At 70.0% G+C, this 18,750-nt stretch carries 16 protein-coding genes and 1 pseudogene; 4 read left to right on the top strand and 13 right to left on the bottom strand.

From position 1 onward, the window contains the following. Window positions 1-5: 5 nt before the first annotated feature. The 4 genes from K7C20_RS02285 to K7C20_RS02270 are packed head-to-tail and all read right to left on the bottom strand — an operon-like array spanning window position 6 to window position 4,662. The gene (locus tag K7C20_RS02285; protein ID WP_030081873.1) at window positions 6-875 is read right to left on the bottom strand and encodes an ABC transporter permease; all 870 of its coding nucleotides are present in this window, start codon (window positions 873-875) and stop codon (window positions 6-8) included. After that, window positions 872-1,822 carry an ABC transporter permease gene (locus tag K7C20_RS02280; RefSeq protein ID WP_030081871.1) on the bottom strand — a complete coding sequence of 317 codons (951 nt, stop codon included), beginning with the start codon at window positions 1,820-1,822 and terminating at the stop codon, window positions 872-874. The genes K7C20_RS02285 and K7C20_RS02280 overlap by 4 nt, the downstream gene beginning before the upstream one ends. A gap of 6 nt (window positions 1,823-1,828) precedes the next feature. Continuing rightward, window positions 1,829-3,508 carry an ABC transporter substrate-binding protein gene (locus K7C20_RS02275; protein ID WP_048829483.1) on the bottom strand — a complete coding sequence of 560 codons (1,680 nt, stop codon included), beginning with the start codon at window positions 3,506-3,508 and terminating at the stop codon, window positions 1,829-1,831. Further along, window positions 3,505-4,662, bottom strand: a complete 1,158-nt coding sequence (locus K7C20_RS02270) for a C45 family autoproteolytic acyltransferase/hydolase (RefSeq protein WP_030081867.1) — start codon at window positions 4,660-4,662, stop codon at window positions 3,505-3,507. Before K7C20_RS02270 ends, K7C20_RS02275 begins: the two co-directional genes overlap by 4 nt. Before the next feature lie 125 nt (window positions 4,663-4,787). Between K7C20_RS02270 and K7C20_RS02265 the strand changes: the two genes are divergently transcribed. Together K7C20_RS02265 and K7C20_RS02260 are read left to right on the top strand one after the other, a co-directional pair. Next, window positions 4,788-5,714 carry a MurR/RpiR family transcriptional regulator gene (locus K7C20_RS02265; protein WP_048829482.1) on the top strand — a complete coding sequence of 309 codons (927 nt, stop codon included), beginning with the start codon at window positions 4,788-4,790 and terminating at the stop codon, window positions 5,712-5,714. A gap of 356 nt (window positions 5,715-6,070) precedes the next feature. Further along, window positions 6,071-6,277, top strand: a complete 207-nt coding sequence (locus K7C20_RS02260; RefSeq protein WP_030081863.1) for a hypothetical protein — start codon at window positions 6,071-6,073, stop codon at window positions 6,275-6,277. Between the two features lie 147 nt (window positions 6,278-6,424). On the opposite strand, the gene K7C20_RS02255 is transcribed toward K7C20_RS02260, so the two are convergent. Both K7C20_RS02255 and K7C20_RS02250 read right to left on the bottom strand, forming a co-directional pair. After that, window positions 6,425-7,852 (bottom strand): serine/threonine-protein kinase, encoded by a 1,428-nt coding sequence (locus tag K7C20_RS02255; protein ID WP_052414313.1) that lies wholly within the window; start codon window positions 7,850-7,852, stop codon window positions 6,425-6,427. 255 nt (window positions 7,853-8,107) lie between these two features. Next, entirely contained in the window at window positions 8,108-8,953 is an 846-nt protein-coding gene (locus tag K7C20_RS02250; protein ID WP_030081859.1) for a helix-turn-helix transcriptional regulator, read from the bottom strand. Between the two features lie 282 nt (window positions 8,954-9,235). On the opposite strand from K7C20_RS02250, the gene K7C20_RS02245 reads away from it, so the two are divergent. Beyond that, on the top strand, window positions 9,236-9,994 hold the full coding sequence (locus K7C20_RS02245; protein WP_030081857.1) for an SDR family NAD(P)-dependent oxidoreductase: 759 nt from the start codon (window positions 9,236-9,238) through the stop codon (window positions 9,992-9,994). Window positions 9,995-10,149: 155 nt separating this feature from the next. On the opposite strand, the gene K7C20_RS02240 is transcribed toward K7C20_RS02245, so the two are convergent. From K7C20_RS02240 to K7C20_RS02220, 6 genes are all read right to left on the bottom strand, one after another. Next, a complete protein-coding gene (locus tag K7C20_RS02240; protein WP_053210071.1) occupies window positions 10,150-11,058 on the bottom strand; it encodes a TauD/TfdA dioxygenase family protein in 909 nt (302 codons plus the stop codon). Window positions 11,059-11,153: 95 nt separating this feature from the next. Next, entirely contained in the window at window positions 11,154-12,224 is a 1,071-nt protein-coding gene (locus K7C20_RS02235) for an ABC transporter permease (RefSeq protein ID WP_209444003.1), read from the bottom strand. Further along, complete coding sequence (locus tag K7C20_RS02230; protein WP_030081851.1) at window positions 12,221-13,093, bottom strand: ABC transporter ATP-binding protein; 873 nt, start codon at window positions 13,091-13,093, stop codon at window positions 12,221-12,223. The genes K7C20_RS02235 and K7C20_RS02230 overlap by 4 nt, the downstream gene beginning before the upstream one ends. A 4-nt stretch (window positions 13,094-13,097) precedes the next feature. Then, window positions 13,098-14,228, bottom strand: a complete 1,131-nt coding sequence (locus K7C20_RS02225; RefSeq protein WP_048829481.1) for an ABC transporter substrate-binding protein — start codon at window positions 14,226-14,228, stop codon at window positions 13,098-13,100. Window positions 14,229-14,601: 373 nt separating this feature from the next. After that, a complete protein-coding gene (locus tag K7C20_RS39400) occupies window positions 14,602-14,763 on the bottom strand; it encodes a putative leader peptide (RefSeq protein WP_409351296.1) in 162 nt (53 codons plus the stop codon). A gap of 467 nt (window positions 14,764-15,230) precedes the next feature. Continuing rightward, window positions 15,231-16,982, bottom strand: coding sequence for a PKD domain-containing protein (locus K7C20_RS02220; protein ID WP_030076253.1), 1,752 nt, complete (start codon window positions 16,980-16,982; stop codon window positions 15,231-15,233). Window positions 16,983-17,314: 332 nt separating this feature from the next. Between K7C20_RS02220 and K7C20_RS39655 the strand changes: the two are divergent. Beyond that, window positions 17,315-17,464, top strand: a pseudogene (locus tag K7C20_RS39655) (YciI family protein); the annotation flags it as partial. A 139-nt stretch (window positions 17,465-17,603) separates the two neighbouring features. Here the strand turns inward: K7C20_RS39655 and K7C20_RS02215 are convergent. Next, the gene (locus K7C20_RS02215; protein ID WP_078953489.1) at window positions 17,604-18,611 is read right to left on the bottom strand and encodes a DMT family transporter; all 1,008 of its coding nucleotides are present in this window, start codon (window positions 18,609-18,611) and stop codon (window positions 17,604-17,606) included. Window positions 18,612-18,750 lie beyond the last annotated feature (139 nt).

The following is an 18,750-nucleotide window of genomic DNA, read 5'->3' as shown; positions in this document are numbered from 1 at the left end:
GGTGGCTACCCCTTGGCGGAGAGTCGGTCGGCGGCCCGGACACCGGCGACATTGAAGGCCACCACGACGGCGGCCACGGCACAGCCCGGCACCATGGCCGGCAGCAGCGCCCCCTGGACGATCGCGGCCTGGCCCTCCTGCACCATCAGCCCCCAGTCGGAGCTGGGCGGCTGGGTGCCGAAGCCCAGATAACTGAGCGTGGCCAGGCTCATCAGGGCCTCCCCGAAGAGGACGACGAGGTAGCCGACGAGGGACCGGCCGAGGTTGGGGACGAGGTGGCGGACACAGATCCGGGCACCGCCCATCCCCTGGACGCGGTAGGCGTCGATATAGGGCTTGGCGCGTTCGGCGAGGGCGATGCTGCGGGTGTATTTGGCGATGGTGGGGGCGAAGGCCAGCCCCAGGGCGATCACCGAGGTGGTGATGCCGGAGCCGAAGACCGCGATGATCAGCACGACGAACAGCAGCCCGGGGAACGCGTACATGACGTCGGTGACCCGGCTGAGCAGGGTGTCGACCCAGCCGCCGCGCCAGGCGGCGACGGTGCCCAGGGTGACGCCCAGCACGGCGGCCAGCGCGAGCAGCAGCAGCGGTGCGATCAGGCTGGTCCTGGCCCCGTAGAGGACCCGGCTGAGCAGGTCCTGGCCCGAGGCGTCGGTGCCCAGCAGATGCTCCCGGCCGGTGCCGGTGAGTGAGGACGACAGATCGATGGCGTCCGGCGCGTACGGGGCGAGCAGCGGCGCGCCGAGCGCGGCGAGCACCACCAGCGCGAGGAAACCGGCGGCGGCCGTGGGACCGACCGGACGCTTGGTCCGCGGGCGGGGAGCGGCGGCAACTACGGGGCCGGGCCCCGCCGCCGGGCTGAGGGAGGTCATACGGTGCTCCTTGCGGCCTTGATCCGCGGGTCGAGCAGCGGGTGCACGAGGTCGACGACGGTGGTGGCGAGGATGTAGCCGGTGACCATCAGCAGCAGGACGGCCTGGGCGACCGGGAAGTCATGGGTGTTGATGGCCCCGACGAGCAGCGAGCCGATGCCGCTGATCCCGAAGGCGGTCTCGATGACGACGGTGCCGGCCAGCATGCCGGCGGTGACCAGACCGCACATCGTCACGATCGGGCCGAGGGCGTTGCGCAGCACATGCCGCAGCACGATCTCGCGCTCGGGGACGCCACAGGCACGGGCGACCTCCACATGGTCGGCGGCCGCGGCGTCCAGCATGGCCTGCCGGGTGACCCGGCTGATGATCGCCAGCGCGCCCAGTGCCATCGACAGCGCGGGCAGGGTGAGGTGGTGGACCGTTCCCGCGAAGCCCGTTCCGCCACCCGTCACCGGGAACCAGCCGAGCTGCACCCCGAAGAGCGAGATCAGCGCGATGGCGGCGACGAAGGAGGGGACGGAGCCGGCGAGGGTGGTGGCGCCGACGACGGCGGAGTCCACCCAGCCGCGGCGCACCGCCGCCAGCACCCCGGCGCCGACACCCAGCAGGACGAACAGCACCGTCGCGTAAGCGACGAGTTCGAGGGTGGTGGGCAGCCGGGCGGCCAGCAGATCGGCCACCTGGTCGCCGTATCGGAAGGACCGCCCCAGGTCGGTGTGCACGCAGTCCCACAACCACCGGCCGTACTGGACGACCAGCGGCTCGTCGAGGTGGTACTGCGCACGGACGGTGGCGAGTTTCTCGGGGGTGAGCTTGTCGCGGCCGCCGGCGAGGAAGACCGCCGGGTCCCCGGGGGCGGCGTAGACGGACGCGAAGATGACGAAGGAAGCGGCGAACAGCGTCGCGATCAGGCCGGCGATGCGCCGTACGAGTCTGCGGACCACGGCGGTTCAGTCCTTCCCTGGGGGCTGGTGGGAGGGGGCGGACCCGGGCTCGGTACCCAGCTCGGCGGCCCATGGGTAATAGAGGTGGGCCTGCGAAGCGGGCGGCCCGGTCAGCCCGTCCTTGAGGACGAGCACGGCAGGCACCTGCGCGACGGGGATCCACACCGCGGCGTCGGCGAACTCCTTCTGCACCTGTACGGCGAGCCGGGCGCGCGCACCGTCGTCCAGGGTGCGCATCGCCTGGTGCACCGTGCTGTCGTACGAACGGCTCTTGAAGCCGACCCAGTTGTTGGGGCTGTCCGACAGGGCGTTGTCGTAGAAGCCCATCGGGTCGCTCTTGGAGATGTACCAGTCGCCGACCAGCACATCGATCTCCGAGCGGGCCTGCGGGGAGCTGTAGAACTCCTCGAACTGGGCGGTCGGCACGGTCTTGATCACTCCGGCGAGCCCGATGCGCTGGAGCGCGGCGCGCACCGCGTTGGCGATGACGGTGCGGCCCTGGCTCGCGTCCGTGCCGATGACGATCGGTTCGGCGGGCGCCCCGGCCTCCTTCACCAGCTTCCTGGCCCGTGCGAGGCCGGCGGCGTCCGGCCGCTCGGGGGCGGTGGCGTTCAGCTTCCGCTGTGCCGCGGCGAAGGCGGGTTTCGCATAGCCCCAGGCACCGGAGCCGACGGGGGTCGCCCAGGGCTGGACGAGGCCGCCGTAGCCGGAGGCGGCGATGCCGGTGCGGTCCAGAGCGAGGGACAGCGCGCGACGGATCGCTGGGTCCTTGAGGCCGCCGCGCTCGGTGGGGATGAGGGCGAGGGAGGCGGTGCTGGGGCCGTAGTGCTCGCTGAGGCCCTTGCGGCCGGCCAGGGCGGCGGCGGTGTTGGGGGCTTCGGCGTAGCCGCCGTCGGCGGCGCCGGTGGTCAGGGCGTTGACGAAGGCGCTGTCGGAGGCCCAGCGGAAGACGACCTGCCGGGTCAGGGGTTTGCCGCCCCAGTAGCCGTCGTAGCGGTGGATGGTGAGCGAGTCACCCGACTTCCAGCTCTTGAGCTCATACGGGCCCGAGCAGGCGTCGCCGCGCCCCGGGGTACCGAAGTCCTTGCCGGCCGCCTGCACCTGGCTGCGGTGGTAGACCAGCCCCGCATCGCCCGCGAGCGCCTTGGTGAAGAGGGCGTCGGGCTGCTTGAACACCACGGTGATCTCGTGCGGACCCGTCTTGGCCATCTTCTTGACGTTGCCGAACTCGTCGGCCTGCTCCATGTCCGGGTCGGCGTGCCGTTTCAGGCTCCACAGCACGTCGTCGGCGGTCATCTTCGCGCCGTCGTGGAAGGTGACGTCGTCGCGCAGGCTCAGCACCAGAGTGGTGGGATCGGGGCGGGTGACCTTGCGGGCGAGGAAGGGGCGGACGGACATATCGGGCTGAAGCTGGTAGAGCCGCTCGCAGACGTTGGTGAGGACCGTCCGACCGGCGCTGGTGCCCTGGGTGTCCAGGTCGAGGGAGTCCGGTTCGTCCTCCAGCAGCCAGTTGACGGTGCCGAGCCGGCCGGTGGCCTGGGCGGTCGTGGGGGTGAGCTTGAGGTCGGCGGCGTTCAGGGGCTTGCCGCCGCCGAGGGCGTTGGTGGCGCCGCTGCACCCCGCCGCCCCCAGGGCGAGGGTGGCGACGGCCGCGGCCAGCAGGGGAGTGGCCGGTGTGCGCTTCATCGGTGGGCCCCCGGTCCGTCGTAGAGGTTCCACGGCGCCCGCTGGTATGCGTGCTCGCAGGGGGTGCCGGCGGTGGCGTGGTATTCGCCGCTGGTCAGATCCACGCACGAGGAGACCAGCGTCGTCCAGTGCCGGAGTGCCTGCTTCCGGGAATCGGGGTGGGTGCACAGCGACTCGGGGTGGCCGAGGTGGTCCGACATCGCCTGCCGGATGATCTTGCGCGACTCGTCGGGCCCGGTGGACGTGCGCAGTGCCCGCAGCCCGGCCTCGGCGCGCGGCACCCGCAGCAGGGAGTCGGACGACACCGGGCGGTACCTGGCGGCGAGCTCGGCCGGCACGCCGGCCTGGTAGTGGTTGCCGTGCACCAGGAGCCCGTCGGTGGGGTACATCCAGCCGTGCCCGGCCGGGGTGGTCTCCAGGTCGACGGCGAATCCCTCGCGACAGGTCAGCAGCGCGTTGCTGGCGATGTGCGCGCGGGTGCGGCACAGCACTTCGAGGGCGTCGGTGATGCTGACCTGGTCCAGGACGCTGCGCCGTACGACGGTCTGCGGCAGTCCGATCGCGTCGTCGAACCGCCCGCCGAGCCCGTTGGCATTGAGCGCGATACCGGCCGAGCTGGCGCCCTGGCGGCCGATCTGCCCGGCTTCGACCTGCATGATCAGGGTCGGTTTGGGCGGCTGGACGATCCGGATCAGCACGACGGTGTCGGCGACGCCGGCCCGCCAGTCCCAGTTCTGCCCGGCGTAGACATGGCCGTCGCCGCTGGCCTCCCCGTAGGCGGCGTAGGAGGTGCAGCCCTCGGCGGGCTCCTCGTCGTCCGCCATGGCCGCCTCGCTGATCTTGGCGAAGGACTTGTCGTACATGACCTCGCCACGGGCGTTGAGGGCGAGGATGTCGAGCAGGTCGACGGCCGCGCCGTCGGCGATCCCCTGCATCTCCTCGACCAGGTGGGGCGCGTAGTCGCGGACCGGCGCCAGCCAGCGGGCGGCACGGGCGGTGACCTGCTGCCAGGTCAGCCCGCTGGAGGCGCCGAAGGCGGCTTCGTAGTACGCGGTCGCGGCGTGGATGCGGTCGCGCACCGCCTCGCCGTACTGGCGGCCTCGCTCGGCCGGCGAACCGGCGATCTCGATGACCGGAAGGGTGCGCTGTGCCATGTCTCTCCCTGCGCAGGACCCGGTGCCGGGACGCGTGGTGTTGTAACGTCGATTTCAGCAAGTGGGTCTCTTGGAACGTGTTGCCCAGGAGAGTAATGCCGGTCTCATGAAAGTCAAGGGTTGTAATGGGGATTCCAGAAGAGTCCGCGGGCGAGGGCACCGGCTTGACGCGGCTGCGAGCCGCCGTCCGTGACGCCTGGGACGAGCTCTCCACCTCCGAACGCGCAGTGGCCCAGTACCTCGTGGGGGCCGAGCCCGAGCAGCTGCTCTTCGCCAGCGCGCAGGAGCTCGGCACCGCCAGCGGCACCAGCAACGCCACCGTCGTACGCGCCCTCCAGCGCATCGGCTACGCGGGCCTGCCCGCCCTCAAGCGCGATCTGACCACCGACTTCACCACCGCCGTCGCCCCCGAGGTCCGGCTGCGGCAGCGCATCGCCCATGTCGGCAAGGACCTCGCGGGCATCTGGGACGACGTCTTCGACGAGGCGGCGGAACGGATCGGGCACGCCCGGCGGCTGACCGACGCCGAGTCCTTCCAGCGTGCGGTGGCCGCGCTCGCCCCGGCCGGGGAGGTGTTCTGCTACGGCGTCGCAGCCTCCGAGATCGCCGCCCGGCACCTCGCCCTGATGCTCGCCCGCACCGGCCGCCGGGCCCGCTTCCTGGGCGCGACAGGCTTCGCATTCGCCGATGCGCTGCTGCCACTGGGACGCGGCGACGCGGTGGTGGTCTTCCAGCCGGGGCGCCCGCTGACGGAGTTCACCGTGCTGGTCGAGCGGGCCCGCGCGGTCGGCGCCAAGGTCGTCTTCGTCACCGATGAACTCGGCCACACCTTCGAGGGCCGCGTCGAAGCCGTACTGACCGCGCCCCACACCCCCACCGGCATCACCGCCGAGTCGCTGACCGGCCTGGTCATCGCCGACGCCCTGCTGCTCGCCCTGACCACGCTGGACGAGACCCGCGCGGTGGAGACCTCACACCAACTGACGGCGCTGCGCGAACAGTTGCTGCCGCCCGGGGTGAGGACGCGGGTCCGGAGGGACCCGTCGTCCTAGCACCGCACCAGGCAACGTTCGCCCTGCTCACGAGTGGGCGGGCGGTCGCCGGCGGCGGACCAGGAAGCGATCTTCTGTGGAGTGGAACTGGTGACCGCTCGGCGGCCCGCCAACGATGCCCGCCCTGGAGTGACCCGGTGGACAACCAAATGGATCAGAGTTCGCCGCAGGGCTCCGTGGCTGCCGCCGCAGGGCCCGTGCCGACCAACGTCGTGGGCCTGGCTCGACATCAAGCAGGCCGCGGTGTCCGCCGACCGCGAGACCGCCGCCTCACTCGTCGACTTGGTCTGCGCGGAAGCACGGCTGCACACCTCGTGGGACAACGTGGGGCCGGTCTCGGCGGTCCGGCGTCCGCCATGATCCGGTACGAGCTCCATCGGTTGCAGGTCACGGCCGGACGTGCTCCCGCGGACAGCTCTGGCTGGGACTTCTCACTGCGCAAGACCTACAGCTCCGCGCCGCTGGTGGAGGGGCAGCGGAGCGAGGTGTCCGCGCCCGAGCCGGCGGCTGAGTTGGACGCCCTGAGGTCGTTGCCCACCAAGCTCCGCGTCTGGTGGCGCTGAGTGCCGGCCTGAACGGTCCATGCCGCCTGCGCCGGCGCGCCCTCCCAGGAGCCCCGGCTACTCGCGACTGTCGTCCGTGGCCCGGCGCGGCTTCCGCCCACCGGGCCACGGTGCGCCGCATGACTCACCGTTGGCCGTACGGCGTCGTCAGCCCGCGACGGGAAGCGACTGGTAGCGGCTGCCCGCGAAGTGCCGCAGTGCGGTATCGAGGCCGTCCAGGCGGGCGCCCGTCTCGTTCGTCGCGGAGGAGACGATCGTGCACTTCAGCACGCCCGTCCCGGCGTGGAACGGGGAGGGGACCCGGGTGTCCGTTCCTTCTTCGAGGGCCGCCGTCAGGTCGATGCTGTGCCTGTTCCGCTTTCCGGTGAGTGTGACGGAGGAGATGTCCCGCCAGGGCACCGTGAGCGTGTGTCGGCCGTGCCGTACGAAGAGCCCGTCCGCTCCGACCCGCAGTGCCCTGCGCCTGAGGAGCGGCAACGAGACCTTCAGCCCGTAGAGCAGGTGCAGCAGCATGGCGAGGAACAGCAACGCGAACGCGGCCGGGGCCCCTTCGGCCAGCACTCCGATGAAGAGCAGGAAGCCGGCGACCGTCAACGCCGACACGGCCGGCCGTCGCATGCGGCGCCGGCACGCCGCGAGGCCCCATTTCTCCACGCTGAAGGTGGGGAGGGCGGCCGGCGGTTCAGCAACCGGCCGGTGCCGGCGCGGTGACGGCTCGGGTGGCTCGGTCGTGGCCGTCGAGCTCCCTCGCTGCGGCCCGGTGGCCGCCAGGGCATCCGCGTCGGAAACGGTCGTCGGCACGGTCCTCGGCGCGATGCGCGGGTCGGGGACCGCCGCCCGCGGTACGCCCGCGAGGCGCGCGAGAAGCGCATCGGCGGTGGGGCGGGCCTCCGGAGACTTGTGCAGACAGTCCTGCACCAGCCCCCGCAGCCCGTCCGGCACCGCGCCGAGATCGGGTGCCTCGTACACCACCCGGAACAGCAGCGCGTGGGAGGGCCCGTCACCGAAGGCGCCGGCGCCGGTGGCCGCGTAGACGAGCAGGGAACCGAGCGAGAAGACATCCGAGGGCGGGCCCACCGACTGCCCCAGCGCCTGCTCCGGCGACATGAAGCCAGGTGTGCCGAGGACGGTCCCGGCCTTGGTCAGATCGGTACCGCCGGTGGTCTCCAGGGCCTTGGAGATGCCGAAGTCGATGACCCTCGGACCGTCGTCGACGAGCAGGACATTGGAGGGCTTGAGATCGCGGTGGACAAGGCCGCCCCGGTGGAACGACGCGATTGCCTCGGCCAGCCCGGTGCCGAGCCTGCGTACCTCGGCCTCGCCCAACGGGCCCTGCTGGACGATGTGTTCGGCGAGCGAGGGGCCGTCGACGTACTGGCTTGCGATCCACGGCATGGTGGCGTCCGGGTCCGCGTCGACGACCGGCGCGGTCCAGAAGCCGCCCGCCCGCATCGCGAGCTTGGCCTCGCGCCGGAACCTGTCGCGGAAACCGGGCGTGGCCGCCAGATCCTCCCGTACGAGCTTCACGGCAACCCGCCGCCCTGTCACGGATTCTCCGACGAACACCCGGCCCATCCCGCCCGAGCCCAGACGTCCTATCAGCTGGTACGGTCCGGCGGCCCGTGGGTCCGCAGCTTCCAACGGCTCCATCAAGCTCCCTATCAAGCTCCCCCAGATTTTCCGAGGTCTCACCCTAGGGGGGTGTCCGGCCGATGACCACGGCGGGGTTCGCAGCGCCGGAGAACGAGCGAGCGCGGCGGAGCCCCGACCGGCTCGTAGCTGTACGCCTGTCCTGCCGGACGACTGCGACTCGTGGCGGGGTCGTTCGTTCTACGGGTGCGGGTCCGGCGCTGTCTGCCGTCGGGTGGCGTTGATGGCGCCGAGCAGGGACAGGGCTTCGGCATCGGTGCTGCCGGGTTCGGCGTGGTAGATGACGAGTTGCTGGCCGGGTGCGTCGCGGACGTCGAAGGCTTGGTAGGTGAGGGTGAGCGGTCCGACCTCGGGGTGGTTGAGCTGCTTTGCGTCCCGGGTCTTGCCGCGCACGGAGTGGGCCTGCCACAGCGCCGCGAACGCGCTGCTCTGCTCGGTCAGGGTGCCGATGAGCACGTTGAGCCGGGGATTGCCGGGCTCAAAACCGGCCGCCTGACGAAGGTTGGCCACGGTGACCTGTGCGGTCCAGTCCCAGCGGGTGTAGAAGTCGCGGCCGGCCGGGTCGAGGAAGGTCATACGGGCGAGATTGTCCGCGGGGTCGAAGGGCGCGTACAAGGCGTCGGCCAGGGCGTTGGTGGCCAGGATGTCCAGGGTGCGGTTCAGGACGAAGGCCGGGGTGTGGGGGTAGCCGTCCATGAGCTGGCGCAGCGCCGGGCTGACCGCGTCCCGCTGCGGCACCGAGCGGTCAATTGGCGCGGTGCCGGCCAGCCGGTGGAGGTGGGCGCCTGCCTCGGTGTCGAGGTGGAGGGCGCGGCTCAGGGCGTCGAGGACCTGGGGCGAGGGATGCCGTTCCCGGCCCTGTTCGAGGCGGGTGTAGTAGTCGACGTTCACTCCGGCCAGAACCGCGACTTCCTCACGGCGTAGCCCGGCGACCCTCCGCATGCCGTAGCTCGCCATGCCGATGTCTTCGGGCCGCAGGCCGGAGCGCCGGGCGCGCAGGAAATCTCCCAGGACGTTGTCGGACATGCCCCCAGGCTAAGCAGTCGATCGGTGCGCTGCCTGGGTGTGTGGCACCCAGGAAGCGAACGTCCCTGGTCAGTGGCTTGTGTGGCGTCGAGACTCGGTGGCGATAGGGGCGACGGGGCGTCGGCGACAGGGGCGATGGAGGCGACGGGGATGCCGTCGTCGCCGGCGGCCGCTTCACTGCCACCCGCCCCGGCACGGACCGCCCCGGCACGGACCGCCCCGTTCGAGCGCCGGGTCGGTACTGCCCGGCGAAGCCTGATCGAGAGAGAGGACGACACCGCAATGACGGGACAACGACTTGAGGGCAAGGTCGCGCTGATCACCGGTGCGACGGGAGGAATCGGCGCAGCTACCGCCAAGCTGTTCGCCCGCGAAGGCGCGCGACTGGTCGTCACAGACGTCCACCAGGAGCGCCTCACGGCACTCACGGAGGAGATCGAGGAAACCGGCGCGGACGTCATGTCCGCCTGCCTGGACGTCTCCTCCGCACGGCAGTGGGACGGGGTCATCACCACCGTCCGCGAGCGGTTCGCCACCCTGGACATTCTCGTCAACCTCGCGGGCATCCTGGACTGGCCAGGCATCGAGGACACCCAGGAAGACACGTGGAACCGCGTCATCGACGTGAATCAGAAAGGCACCTGGCTCGGGATGAAGGCGGCCATGCCCCTGCTGCGCGCCGGCGGCAACGCCTCGGTGATCAACACCTCGTCCGTCCTGGGCCTCGTGGGAAGCGGAGCAGCCGCCGCCTACCAGGCATCCAAGGGCGCGGTGCGCCTGCTCAGCAAGACCGCGGCTGTCGAGTACGCCCGTCAGGGAGTACGGGTCAACTCCCTCCACCCCGGTGTCATTGCCACGCCGATGATCCAGGACCTCCTGGACGAGGAGGGCGACCAGCAGCCGGACATCGTGCGTACCCCGATGCGCCGGGCGGGCCGCGCCGACGAGATCGCCTCCGCCATGCTCTTCCTGGCCGGCGACGAGTCCTCGTTCGTCACCGGTACCGAGCTGGTGGTCGACGGCGGCCTCACCGCCCACTGACCCCTCCCACGCGGACGGAGCAGACCGGACCAGCCGCTCGCTCACCAGCGGCTCCCGCTCCTCGACGCGTGGGGGGCACGTCCTTCGGGTGCGTGCAGGAGGGCATGTGCCGGGGCGGAAACCGGTCCTGCCGGTCTCCGCCCCGACGCGCGGACTCAGGCGGCGGCGGGTGTGTAGTGGGTGGCGTCGTCGCCTTCGACGGCGTGGCTGAGCCTGCCGTCGATACCGGCCGGGACATCGCCGGCCACGGTCACCCGGTGCAGCAGGCGCGGCAGATCGCCGTAGTCGTCGGGGGCGTAGTGCTGGGTGATGCGGTTGTCGAACAGGACGAGGTCGCCGGGAGTCCAGGCCACCCGCACGATGTTCTCGGGGCGGGTGACGTAGGACTGGAACAGGCGCAGCAGGTCGCGCGAATCGGACGGGCCGAGGCCGACGATGCTCTGGGCGAAGCCGCCGATGAACAGCCCCCGTTCCCCGGTCTCGGGATGAACACGAACCAGGGGGTGTTCGGTGCGGTACTTCCGCGAGACGAATCGCTTGCGGTGCTCGGCGGCCTTCTCGCTCCTCGGCGCGGCATAGTCGTAGCCGTTGGTGTGGACCGCCCGCAGCTTGTCGGCCAGCTCGCGCAGCGGCTCGGGAAGATCGCGGTAGGCAGCGGCCGTGTTGGCGATGAGGGTGTTGCCGCCGTAGGGCGGGACCACGATGCTGCGCAGCGTGGACGCCTTCGGGGGAGTGCGGACGAAGGTGACATCGGTGTGCCATCGGTTGGCCCGGATGCCCTCGTCCCCGTCGACGGGCAGGATGTTGGGCTGCCCGTCGACGGAAGGGACGGTGGGGTGCGCGGTGGTGAGCTCGCCGAAGAGGGAGGCGAAGCGGAGCTGACCGGCATCGTCGAGTTGCTGGTTACGGAAGACCAGCGCCTTGTGTTCCAGGAGCGCGGAGTTGATCTCGGTGACGAGGGCGGGATCGAGGTCGGCGGTGAGCTCCACACCGATGATCTCGGCGCCGATGCGTCCCCCGATCCTGCGGATGTCGAAGCTGGTGCTGCTGCCGGTGGCGGTCATGTGCGGTTTCTCCGTTCAGGTGAGTGATGGTTAGTCAATTGCCGTAGATGTGAGGTGAGTTGAGGCGCAGCCCCCCTTTCCCGGGCGGTCCGAGGTCAGCCGGTGGCAGGGACGCGCCAGGAACTGAGCCGCCGTTCCACGGTCACCAGGAACTGGTTGAAGGCCACGCCGATGGCGGAGATCGTGAGGATGCCCGCGTACATCTGCGGGATCGCGAAGTTGTACTGCGAGGCGTTGATCAGATAGCCCAGACCGGCCTTGGCGCCGATCATCTCGGCGGCGACCAGCACCAGGATCGACGCTGCTCCGGCCAGCCGGATGCCGGTGAACATGACCGGTACCGAGGACGGCAGGATGACCTTCTGGAACAGGTGTGGCGCGGACAGGTCCATCGACCTGGCCAGGCGGAGCAGCGTGGGGTCGACGTGGCGTACGGCGCTGACCGTGTTGAGCAGGATCGGCCAGGTGCACGCGTACATCACGATGGAGATCTTCGACGTCTCGCCGATCCCCAGCAGCAGGACGAACACCGGCAGCAGGGCGAGCGCGGCCGTGTTGCGGAACACCTCGAGCAGCGGACCGAGCAGGTCGGCGACCGGCCGGTACCAGCCGATCAGCAGACCGAGCGGAACGGCGACGACCACGGCCAGCGCGAATCCGCTGAACGACCGCACCAGGCTGGCGCCCGTGTTGTCGGCCAGTTGGCCGTCGGCCGCCAGCCCCCACCAGGCACCGGCGACCTCGCTGAACGGCGGCAGGAACGTCCGGTCGACCAGACCGAGTCGAGGGGCGGCCTCCCACAGGAGCAGCAGGGCGACCACCGCCGCGGACTTGGTGGCGCCCTTCAGCAGCAGGTACGGCAGTCGGCCGGCCGCCCGACGGAAGCGCGCCGTCGGGCCGGAGCCTCGGCGCACGCCCGGGGGTGGTGCCGGGGGCGGCACGGAGGAGGGGAGGGACGGGGACTGGACGGAAGGGGCCCGGACGGAAGGGGCCTGGGCAGCTGCGGTGGCTTCGGCGATGCTCGCCGAGCCGGGCGTAAGGGTCTTCCCGGTCGCCGTACCGGCCGTCGTGCCGGTTGGGGTGTTGGTGCTGCTTCTGCTGCCCGCGTTCGTGCCGGTGCCGGTGCCGGTGCCGGTGGGCGTGCTCGTGCCGGTTGCGGGGCTCATACGGATACCGCCTCCTTCTCCAACTGCTGGGCCCTGGCCACCTCGTCGTGCAGCAGCGACCAGATCTCGTGCCGGTAGCGTGCGAACTCGGTACTGGAGCGGAGGTCGTCCGTCGCCGTGCGGGAGTCGAAGGCGATCGGCACGACCTCCTTGATCCGGCCGGGCCGGGAGGTCATGACGGCGACCCGCTGCCCCAGATAGACGGCCTCCTCGATCCCGTGCGTGATGAAGACGACCGTCTTTCCGGTGCGCTGCCAGATCCGCAGCAGTTCGTCCTGCAACGACTCCCTGGTCTGGGCGTCCAGCGCGGCGAACGGCTCGTCCATCAGCAGCACATCGGGGTCGTAGGCGAGACTGCGAGCGATCGCGACCCGCTGCCGCATCCCACCCGACAGCTCGTGCGGATGGCGGTTCTCGAACCCGGACAACCCGACCAGGTCCAGGAACTCCCCGGCCCGTGCGGCGCGTTCGTGCCGTGGCACCCCGGTGGCCTCCAGGCCGAACTCGACGTTGCCCTGTGCCGTGCGCCAGGGCAGCAGAGCGTACTGCTGGAAGACGATGCCGCGGTCCAGACCCGGGCCGGTGACGGGCTCGCCGTCCAGCAGGATCCGCCCGCCGGTGGGGCGGGCGAGACCGCCGAGCAGATCCAGCAGAGTCGACTTCCCGCAGCCGCTGGGGCCGACCAGGACGACGAACTCGCCCGCCGCGATCTCCAGGTCGATGCCGTCGAGGGCAGTGAACTCGTGTGCCCGCCGTTCCCCCGCGCGATCCTTGTCCTTGCCCGACCGGCCCTTGCTCGCCCGGTCCTTGACGGTGAAGTCCTTGCGTACGCCCTCGAACGCGATCTTGGGTGTGATCGATTCCGGCATGGGATCACCTCCCGCTCTTCGAAGGGGAGGCGGACAGCGAGGGGGAGGAGGGCGACGAGGGGGCGGAGGACGAGGGGGTGGAGGACGATGCAGCGGACGGGAGGCCGGCGCCGCCTCCGCTATGGGCGTTGAACTCATTGGTGTACAGCTCGGACAGCGTCACCTGGCTCTTCTCGATGTCGCCGCGTTTGGCCAACCAGTCGATCCAGAGCTGGAGTTCCTTGCCCTTGATACGGCCAGCGGTCTCGACGACGCCGTACGACTTCCAGTACCTAAGGGGCGCTACCTCCTCATTGCGTCCGCGCTTCTTCACGATGTCCGTCATCCGGGCGACGACCTCCTCACGCGGAGTGGACCGGGACCACTCGATGGCCCGCCCCACCGCGGTGACGAAGGTCCGCGCCGTGTCGGGATTCTGTTGCAGGAAGCGGTCCGCTATCACATACGTGCCGGCGCTGAAGGCGCCGAGCAGTTCGTAGTCGGTGAACAGCCGGCGGATTCCCCCCTTCGCCAGGGCCTTGTCACGCAGAATGCCGCCGAGTACGGCCACCTCGATCTGGCGCTGACGCAGGCTCTGCTCGGTGTTGACAGGCGGCACCACCAGCGGTTCGACCTTGCCTGCCTGTCCTGGGGACAGGCCGCCCCGCTCCAGATAGATGTCGAGCAACGCCTCGGCGTGGGCTCCGAGGGTGTTCATCCCGACCTTCTTGCCGATCAGGTCACGGGCCGAGCGGATCGGGCTGTCATCGAGTACGTAGTAGCCGTTGTAGGCGTCCTTGTCGGAGCCGTAGTAGCTGATGACAGCCTTGACGGGAGCCTTGTTTGCGGCCAGTTTGACGACCGCGCCGTTGAACGCCCCGCCGAAGTCGGTCTGGCCGGTGGCCGTGGACTGGATGTCCTGCGGGCCGCTGGTCGTGTTGCCGACCCACTTCAGCTTCACGTCCTTCAGATACCCGAGATCCTCAGCCAGCTCCGGCAACGTCACCTGGCCCGCCCAGCCCTGATATCGGAGCGTCTTGGTCTGCCCCTTGCCGGAAGACGCTCCGTTCGCAGTCGTACCGCAGCTCACCGCGACCGCCGAAAGACCGAGCAGAGTGAGGAAATTTCGTCGGGTCGATGCATTCAGCGTGGTCATGGGAAGGTCCTGTTCGAGATCGTTGGAGCGGCCGGAGTGCGTTCCTGAGCTGCTGGAAGAGAGCGGGACTGACTGACCCGCTGAGAGGATTGCCGGAAGAGTTGCGCGCCCGGGTTTTGAGCAGGGCAGGAAAACACCCAGCGGGGGATAGGCCCTCGCCGGGAATGGCCGGCGAGTAATCCGCTCTTCACGGAAGCGGGCGAGAAACCCATGGTGCCGATAGGCGTGCCGTACGGGCTGTCCGACGACGCGGACAGACCGGATCAGCAGGCGTGACACGTTGCCGGCCGCATCAGCGGCCTGGCGTGAACGCGAACCGTGGAAGGAGTGGAGTCAGGAGACGGCACCGGTCGGCAGGGTTACTGGACGGTCCTCAGCTACCAGCGGCACAGATGGCGCTGGCCTGGCGTCGTAGATCGACGTGCAGGCGTGCGGCGAATTTCTCGGACTGGCTCACACCCGAGAGATTGGCAGCGAAAATCAGCCACGTCAACGCATCTTCCGGATGCGTCTCACATTCCGAATTCACTGTCATGCGCGTGAAGCACGGCGTTCACAACCGTGCGCAGACGCCCCGCCTAAGGGCTGTCCCGTAATCCCTGGTGGATCAGCGCACGGCGTCAGATGCGGTGCATCGCAAGGCGGAGGGACGTCCGGATACTGGGTGTATCCGGATGTTCCGACAACGCGGCGAGGTGCCGTAGCTGTCGTCGTGCGCCCGCCAGGGATTACGGGACAGCCCTTAGCGAGGTCCGGGAGCGCGTAGAAGCGCTGACATTTCCATAACCCGGGAAGGAAACCGACAACGCAAACGTCACTTTTCGGTGGCGCGTCGAGACCGTGCCCAGTGCTCGGTGCTCGGTGGTCAGCGGTCAGCGGTCAGCGGTCAGCGGTCAGCGGTCCTTGGTCGGTGGTCAGTGTTCATTGGTCGGTGATCGGTGTCGGCGCGCTCATGCCGAGGGGCGGCCCGCACCTGCGAGCCGCCCCCCTTGCGCGGAGCCGTCAGTCCGTGGTGATGGCCCGAGCGGCCTCTACCAGGACCTTCCTCCCATCCTGGCCAGTCATCACGAGCCGAGACAGCCAGGGTCCCTTACGGTCGTACGCATGGGTGACGTCCGCCTCGCTCGTCTCCCGCTGTGTACCGTCGCCGAAGTACCAGTGGTAGCGGTACCGGGGGGCGGGCGGCTTTCCACCCACCGTCACTGACATACGCACCTCACTGCCGACGTGCGCGCTCTCCGGGACGTTCAGCTGCGCCCGGGGCCCCTGCCGGGGAAGGTGGAACCACTCGCGAACACTCGGGTTGAGGAGAAAGGCTTCGGCGTACTGCCGGGCGCCCTCGATGTCGGGGTGAGCGACGGCCGCGGTCAGACACTGCGCCGGAGTCGCGCTGAGCTCGGGGCAGGCCCGTGTGCGCAGCGGGAACGCCGGGTCGGTCACCGGAGTGCCCCAGACCTTGGAGTCCCTGGTGAGAAGGGCATTGTCCACGGTGAACAGTCCATCGGCCGCCACCGCATACGGACCGTCCTTGGACGACTCGTTGGCGGCGGCCGCCGCCTGATGGTAGGCCGCGTTGGCCAGTTGGGTGTACTGCTCATAGCGCTCGGCCACGCTGCCGAGGGCGCCCTTGCAGGAGGTCAGCCGCGTACCGGCGACTCCCGGGGTCGAACAGGTCTTCACGGGGATCGGAGAACTGCTGCGGCTCAGCGCGTAGTAGAAGTCGGCCACGATCACCTTCGGCCGCCCCGGCAGGGCGTGAGCCTTCTCGATCGCCGCCTGCATCCCGCGTCCGCCGTATCCGACCTTCGCACCGCTGAAGTAGGGCACGTCCTTGGCGGGGTTCTCCGCTGCCGCGCCCACGCCGGAGCACTCGCGCCGCACTGCCTCGGGCAGGTTCTTCGAGCCGGGGGTGATGCCGACGCCGATGCCGAAGAAGGGATCGAGGTCGTTGATGCACCCGTTGATCACGACCAGATCGAGGCCGTAGCCGCCCGCCCGCGCCTGCGCGCCCGCCTTTTCCAGTTGGCAGAACACGTCCGGCATCTGCTGGGTGACCTCGCCGAACTCCATCTCCCCGTCGCCGTCCGGGTCCTGCTTCTCGGTGGTGCGCAGACAGGCCGCGTCATCGTTGCCCGCGGGCAGCTCGGGTGCGTCGAGCACCGCGCCGGAGATCGAGTAGTCCATGTGCTGATGGCCCCGGCCCGTCTCACGGCCGAGCAACTGACCCGTCAGGTAGGGGAACTTCTGATCGTGGTCCAGGCCCTGCCCCCAGACTACGGAGTCACCGACGGACGCCACCCGCACCGGGTCGCACCCCCGGCGTACCGTGTCCCGCCAGACCTTGCCGTAGTGGCCGGGGCCATGGCCGGACGAGGCGGCGATGCGGGCGTCGACCTGCAGGGCGGTCTCGGCTGCGGGCACCCGGTCGAAGGGGATGCTGAACTCCGCCGTGCCGCCATGGCCGGCCATGGCGAGGTGCCCGCCGGCCAGCTGCTCTACACCGGCCCGTACGCGCCACTCCACGGTGGCTCCGGCCTTCGCCGCGGCGGGGTCGTACACCTGCACCCGACCGCGTACCGGTCCGCTGCACACCGGATTCGGCGTCAGGTCCACGTCGAGGACGAGGGGGAACGCCGATCCCGGCAAGAAGCCGGCCTGCGCCGCGGCGGGGTGTCCGCCGAGGAGCTGGCCGAGGAGGACGGCGACCGCGCCGACCGCCGCGACACGCCTCGCCGCCCACGAGCGACGGGCCACCCCCGGCCCACTCGGAACGGAATCCGCGCCGGTGCCCGCCCGCCTCGGCGCAACCCACCGCGACCACGCTAATCTCACGCCAACACCCCTGTTTTCGCTGCCATTTACGTCATTGAAGTCTCTGCGGAACCAACTGAGGCCCGCGTCGCTAGGGATGATGACAGCCGGGCGGCCTGCATGGACCGCTGGTGGAGCCCCACACTGCGTGAAACTGATCACTTACCTGTAGTTACGGGTCCGCAGGGCAGGGCAGTGGGCCGCCGATCGAGCGGCCGACGGCCGGAGCAGGGAAGCCCCGCCCGCTCGCCGAACTCGATGCGGCGCCTCACGCCCGCCCGCTGCTCTCCGACGACGGCGCCACCTGGCTGGGCACGGCGGCGCTGGTGCGGGCGCCGGACCCGGACACGGCGCGCACTGTTCTCACCCCCGACCGGTACGCCGATATCGAGGTCCACGGCTGGCAGTTCGGCGGGCGGTCATGAGCCGAGGCGTCGTCAGCCTTGCACGGCACTGCGTCAGCCGCTCCCAGACCCTGCCCGGCGGGGCAATCAGCCGGCTGCCTGGGTGACCTGGCCGGGCCCTCGGATCCACGTGGGGAGGGCCCGGCCGGTACGTGTCGGTTCAATATGAGCTGTCAGTACGCGGTGTGCCGTGTGCCGTTTCGACTGGCCGGCCTTCTCCTACAGGCTCGGGAACTCCTGCGGCGAGTGCGGCGGATGCGTTCCTCTCCTTTGCCTCCCGGTGTTGCCTTTCAATGCGCTGCCCCCACCCGGCTCCCACAAGGATCAGGGTGGCACCCACCGCGCCATAGATCCCCAGGCGGTCCCCGCCGAGGACGACACCGACCAGGAGAGCCCAAATGGGCTCGGTGCCCAGCAGCAGACTGACCCGGGACGGCGAGGTTTTCCGCACTGCCCACATCTGGACGAAGAAAGCGAAGACCGTGCCGATCAGTGCCAGGTACAGCAGGACGGCCCAGAGACCGGGGTCGAGCCGGGAGGTCACAGTCCATGCGGGTACCCCTACCAGCGGACTGACTGCGCAGAACAACACTGCTGCTGTCGTCATCTGCACGTAGGTGAGGCTGAGCGAGTCGTACTGCTTCCGGGCCGACCTCCGGTGCATCACCGTGACGTGAACGGCACGTGCCGCCGCCGCAGCCAATACCAGCCAGTCTCCCGCAGTCGGGGGGCGCAGCCCGGTTCCGGATGCCAGGAGGCCGACGCCGACGACTGCCGCGGTGGCGGCGATGAAGAACTGCGGCGGGAGCCAGGACCTGCCTACGGCGCTGTCCAGGATGGGGGTCATGACAATGGTGAGACTGATGATGAGCCCAGCGTTTGTCGCACTGGTGTGAGCGATGCCGAACGTCTCGAAGAGGAGGACCACCGCCAGGATGACGCCGAGGAGCATCCCCGTGGCCACCTCATCGCGCCTGGCCGCGCGTAGTCTGCGGAGACAGACAGGCAGGAGTGCCACCGCCGTAACCGCGAACCGGAGGGCCAGAATGGCAATGACGGTGCTGGGTGTGACGAGTTCCTTCGCGGCGAGATAGGTGGAGCCCCATACGGCGGCCACCGCCAGCAGAAGAAGGTCCACCATCCGGATGCGTGATGGGTTTGCGAGCATGGTTGCGCTCTTTCATGAAGGGCACCGGAGCTCCTGGACCGCGAACCCGCAGAACGCAATCGGGCCTAGCCACAGGGAGCTTGGGCGTGATGCGGAAGTGCGGTCGGGGTCCGGTCGCCGTTTCCGACCGGACCCCCAC

Origin of the sequence: Streptomyces decoyicus, from assembly GCF_019880305.1 — a bacterium.
Lineage (GTDB): Bacteria > Actinomycetota > Actinomycetes > Streptomycetales > Streptomycetaceae > Streptomyces > Streptomyces decoyicus.
The sequence above is the reverse complement of the archived record's forward strand: the minus strand, read 5'-3'. Positions and strand labels throughout refer to the sequence as shown.

Excerpts from the sequence above, each read along its gene's own strand:
- K7C20_RS02285 (WP_030081873.1), bottom strand. The coding sequence starts at position 875 with ATGACCTCCCTCAGCCCGGCGGCGGGGCCCGGCCCCGTAGTTGCCGCC.
- K7C20_RS02225 (WP_048829481.1), bottom strand. The coding sequence starts at position 14,228 with ATGACCACGCTGAATGCATCGACCCGACGAAATTTCCTCACTCTGCTC.
- K7C20_RS02265 (WP_048829482.1), top strand. The coding sequence starts at position 4,788 with ATGGGGATTCCAGAAGAGTCCGCGGGCGAGGGCACCGGCTTGACGCGG.
- K7C20_RS02245 (WP_030081857.1), top strand. The coding sequence starts at position 9,236 with ATGACGGGACAACGACTTGAGGGCAAGGTCGCGCTGATCACCGGTGCG.
- K7C20_RS02260 (WP_030081863.1), top strand. The coding sequence starts at position 6,071 with ATGATCCGGTACGAGCTCCATCGGTTGCAGGTCACGGCCGGACGTGCT.
- K7C20_RS02275 (WP_048829483.1), bottom strand. The coding sequence starts at position 3,508 with ATGAAGCGCACACCGGCCACTCCCCTGCTGGCCGCGGCCGTCGCCACC.
- K7C20_RS02215 (WP_078953489.1), bottom strand. The coding sequence starts at position 18,611 with ATGCTCGCAAACCCATCACGCATCCGGATGGTGGACCTTCTTCTGCTG.
- K7C20_RS02250 (WP_030081859.1), bottom strand. The coding sequence starts at position 8,953 with ATGTCCGACAACGTCCTGGGAGATTTCCTGCGCGCCCGGCGCTCCGGC.
- K7C20_RS02235 (WP_209444003.1), bottom strand. The coding sequence starts at position 12,224 with ATGAGCCCCGCAACCGGCACGAGCACGCCCACCGGCACCGGCACCGGC.
- K7C20_RS02240 (WP_053210071.1), bottom strand. The coding sequence starts at position 11,058 with ATGACCGCCACCGGCAGCAGCACCAGCTTCGACATCCGCAGGATCGGG.
- K7C20_RS02270 (WP_030081867.1), bottom strand. The coding sequence starts at position 4,662 with ATGGCACAGCGCACCCTTCCGGTCATCGAGATCGCCGGTTCGCCGGCC.
- K7C20_RS39400 (WP_409351296.1), bottom strand. The coding sequence starts at position 14,763 with ATGACAGTGAATTCGGAATGTGAGACGCATCCGGAAGATGCGTTGACG.
- K7C20_RS02230 (WP_030081851.1), bottom strand. The coding sequence starts at position 13,093 with ATGCCGGAATCGATCACACCCAAGATCGCGTTCGAGGGCGTACGCAAG.
- K7C20_RS02255 (WP_052414313.1), bottom strand. The coding sequence starts at position 7,852 with ATGGGCCGGGTGTTCGTCGGAGAATCCGTGACAGGGCGGCGGGTTGCC.